This is a genomic window from uncultured Campylobacter sp. (assembly GCF_938040115.1).
Lineage (GTDB): Bacteria > Campylobacterota > Campylobacteria > Campylobacterales > Campylobacteraceae > Campylobacter_A.
In genome coordinates this window covers 1-3811 of the sequence record NZ_CALHXD010000256.1, presented here as the reverse complement: position 1 = coordinate 3811, position 3811 = coordinate 1, and the positions used below count along the sequence as shown (strand labels likewise).

Annotated in this window: 5 protein-coding genes; all 5 read right to left on the bottom strand. The window is 46.5% G+C overall.

What is annotated here, in order from left to right:
- Positions 1 to 100: 100 nt before the first annotated feature.
- A complete protein-coding gene (gene hemA / locus Q0314_RS08610) occupies positions 101 to 1393 on the bottom strand; it encodes a glutamyl-tRNA reductase (RefSeq protein ID WP_298058272.1) in 1293 nt (430 codons plus the stop codon).
- A complete protein-coding gene (locus Q0314_RS08605; protein WP_298058270.1) occupies positions 1393 to 2286 on the bottom strand; it encodes a polyprenyl synthetase family protein in 894 nt (297 codons plus the stop codon). The genes hemA and Q0314_RS08605 overlap by 1 nt, the downstream gene beginning before the upstream one ends.
- Positions 2287 to 2309: 23 nt before the next feature.
- Positions 2310 to 2765: a hypothetical protein gene (locus Q0314_RS08600; protein WP_298058268.1), complete on the bottom strand. Its 456-nt coding sequence runs from the start codon at positions 2763 to 2765 to the stop codon at positions 2310 to 2312.
- Positions 2758 to 3015, bottom strand: coding sequence for a DUF2018 family protein (locus Q0314_RS08595; protein ID WP_298058267.1), 258 nt, complete (start codon positions 3013 to 3015; stop codon positions 2758 to 2760). Before Q0314_RS08595 ends, Q0314_RS08600 begins: the two co-directional genes overlap by 8 nt.
- Before the next feature lie 90 nt (positions 3016 to 3105).
- Complete coding sequence (locus Q0314_RS08590; RefSeq protein WP_298058266.1) at positions 3106 to 3729, bottom strand: HAD family hydrolase; 624 nt, start codon at positions 3727 to 3729, stop codon at positions 3106 to 3108.
- Between the last annotated feature and the right edge of the window lie 82 nt (positions 3730 to 3811).

Here is a 3811-nt window from a genome sequence, read left to right as displayed (position 1 = left end):
ACCTGCTCGGCGTAGCCCGCTCGGAGCAAAAATTTATGACTTGCCAGACTCGCGTCTTTTGGCGCTTCTTTTGCCGTCGGCGCGTAAAGTTTGCTAAATTTCATTCGTTCTCCCATTCAAATTCGTTATTTTCTTCTTGCGGCGTTTGCTCCGCGACGTTAAAGATTTCCCCGATTGCCCTTAGCTGCGCTTCGCTTCCAGCAGCACCCGCGAGGTTTTTTAAATTTATCGTCGGCGCGTGCAAAAACGCCCTAAAAACCTGATGTATGAGGCGGTACGCCTCCTCTTTGTCGCTATGTTTTAGATAGCCCTTTTTTAGGGCTTTTGCGAGCTCTCTCTCGGCACACTCCTTAGCCTGCTCTCTTATGCCTTTTATTAGCGGCGTGACGGCTAGTTCGCGCAGCATTTGGAAAAACGCCGCCGTATTTCGTCCGACGATGCCGTATGCGATCTGAGCTTGCTCTTCGCGCAGGGCGAGGTTTTTATTTACGATCTCTTGCAGGTCGTCCACGGCGTAAATTTTGATATTTTCGCTCTGCGTGATCGCGATATCGCGCGGTACGGCTATATCAAAAAAGTAACGCTTAAACTCCTTTGGCTCTACCATCGCGTCGATCAAAACCGGATGCGGCGCGGCGGTCGCGGAAAATATGATTTGATATTTATTTATATACTGCGCTACGTTTGAAAGCGCGTCGTATTCGTTATTATCCCCCAGCGTCAGGGCTAAATTTTTAGCGCGCTCTTTGTTTCGGCTGATGATTATCGTTCTCGCGCCGCTTGCGATTAGATGCTTTGCGGCTAGCTCCGCCATCTCTCCCGCGCCCACTATCACGGCGACCATGCCGTTTAGCGTGCCAAAAATTTCCTTTGCTTTAGCAACCGCGACGCTTGAGACCGAGATCGGATTTTTGGAGATTTCGGTTTTGTTTCGTACCTCCGCCGCGCACTTAAAGGCAAACTCCATCGCCCGTCCGAGCTTCGCACCGCATTTACCGTTAGCGCGTGCAAATTTATACGCCTCTTTTAGTTGCCCAGCGATCTGCGTCTCGCCGATAACAAGGCTATCTAGCGAGCTAGCTACGGCAAAGAGATGATGCACGGCGCCGTTATCCTCGTAGATGTCGGCTCTGCTTTGCAGCTCCTCAAAAGGGATGCCGCAGATGAGCGACATGCAGGCGATGATGTGCTTGCTAGCGCCTTCGACCGTCTTTACGCTAGCGATGATCTCGACGCGGTTGCAGGTGCTTAGCACCATGCACTCGTTGATGTTTTGGCTGGAGCTAATGAGGCGTAAAATTTCGTTTTTGCGCTCGATGTTAGAAAAAGAGAGCTTTTCGCGCACGGATATATCGGTGTTTTTGTGCGTAAAGCTCACGCTTGCGTAATGCATTAAAATTCCCTATCTATCATTGATTTTACGATACTTTCTAGGCCGTCTACGTTAAATTTTTCTACCGATTTTATCGCCTGCTCGCCTAAATTTTTCGCCGCTTCTATGCTTTTTTTTATCGCACCTGTTTCGTTCATCTTCGCCCTCACCCAGCCTCGCTCGCCCTCGCTCAGATCTTTTTTAAACAGGCTTTTTAGCTTCTCTTTGTCCGCTTCGTTTAAGCTTTCGTAAAGATAAATGTAAGGTAGCGTCGTTTTACCCTCTTTAAAGTCGCTAAAATTCGGCTTTCCAAGCGTCGCGGCGTCTTGCGTGACGTCCAGGATGTCGTCGATTATCTGAAAAGCTAGGCCTAAATTTTTACCGTAAATTTTAAAATTACGCGCGTCAAGTCCTGCTAACATCGCTCCGACCGCGGCGGCAGCCTCGATCAAAACGGCGGTTTTATAGTAGATCATCGTTCCGTACGCGGATTTATCTTCGTTAAATTTAGCCGAGAGATCCACATCCATCATCTCGCCCACGCTTAGTTTGCTGACCGCGCCCGATATCTCGCCCGCGATCTCATGCGGGAATTTCGACAGCTCGTAAAAGCCCTTCGAGTAGAGGATATCGCCCAGCATCACGGCGTTTTTGGTGCCGAAGCTCGCGTTTATACTCGGGCTTCCGCGCCTGGTGTCAGCATCATCTATCACGTCGTCGTGAAACAAGCTAGCTAGGTGAATAAGCTCGATAATCGCGCAAATTTTGAGACTCTGCTCGCTTTCGCCCGCTATTTTTAAAAGCAGCTTAGAGCGCAGCTTTTTACCCGAATTTATCCGAGCAAACATCGCATTTGCAGGTTCATAGCCAAGCTCCGCGATAAAATTTTTCATTATCAGATCGATTTTTTCCATTTAGGCTCACTTAAATTTTGCTTTTATCTGGCGTTTTGCACGCTGTTTTGAGCGCCGCTCTGCTTTCTTGGCGGGTCCAAAAACTCCACGTCTACGCGCTGTTCGTCGTCGTTTATCAGCACGCGAAACTTCGCCACACCTTGCTTAAAATCCTCAAAAACCAGATAAAGCGCGACGCGGTCGCTAGGCGGGTACTTGAGGTCCGGTATCAAAGTCTGCTTGTAAGTCTCAAGGCCGCGCCTTAGCGACATAACAAGCTGGCGAGGATAGTTTCGGTAGCGCGAATGCACGATGATGTTCGTGTTATCAAAAAGCGTCCAGCGAAAATCAAAGCTCTCGCGCTCGTCAGTGCCCTTTTTGGTTACGAAAACCCGCGCCCACTCGTCTTTTTTAAGCTCAAAAAGATGCTCTTCCTCGAAATTTACCGCGCCGAAAACCAGCGATAAAAACAACGAAAATATAACGGCTATTTTACTCATTTTGACTTAAAATATCCCCACTAAGCCCGATATAAATGTCGTTTAGACGCTCATTTATCAGGGTTTGATTTTGAGAGATAAACGAATTTTGCGCCGTTTCGTCAAAGCCGTTTTTTTCGCAAAATTCGCTCATCGCGATAAATTTTTCAAAGGTCTTTTCAAGCTCGTTTTCGACTAAATTTTTGTTCGCATTAAATAAAATATCAAAGAATTTTTCTCTCGGACTTTGAGAAAATATATCATAATCCATAAATTTTAAAACCTTTCGCAAATCTTAAAATACATACTATTTTTTGTAAAATCCTACCTAAAATCATACGCACTATAATACGCTAAATTTTTATAACTTCTCGATATATAGGGCTGCTTCAGCCACCGTAAAGACATTGTCGCAGCTCGGACTTTTGCTACCAAACCCCCAACAAACGTTTAGATATATCATACCCGCATTGCGTGCGGCGAGCTCGTCTTTTTTACTATCTCCGACAAATATAGCTTTATCGAATTCGCCTGATTTTAATATCAAATTTAGCATCGCGGGATCTGGTTTTTGAGGTACGTTTTCGTCCGCTCCGACGATGAGATCAAAAAATTTAAATATCCCGCTTCTTTGTAAAATTTCATCCAATGTATACCTTGGCGCATTGCTAGCTAGAGCGACGAAATGTCCCGCCCCTTTTAGCCCTGCTAGCAGTCCATCTACGCCATCGTATGCCGCGGCGTATTCGCGGTAGTTTTTCTTAAATTTAGCTTCAAAGTTATCCCGCAGCTTCATATCGGGCTTATCGATACCGTAAAAGTCAAGCCCCAAATTTCGCCCCGGCTCGTTTATGGCCTTTACGATAAACTCCGCGGCCAGATCGCCCTCAAGCCCCAGCTCGCGCCGCACCTCGTTTACCGTCTCGCAGATCGCTTTTGCACTATCTATGAGCGTGCCGTCCATGTCAAATATCACGCATTTCACTCTTCGTCCTTATATTTTTTTCTATGTTTTTCTTTTTTATACGTTTTTTGATTTTTTAGCTTTTCTAGCGCGTTGGCGCAGG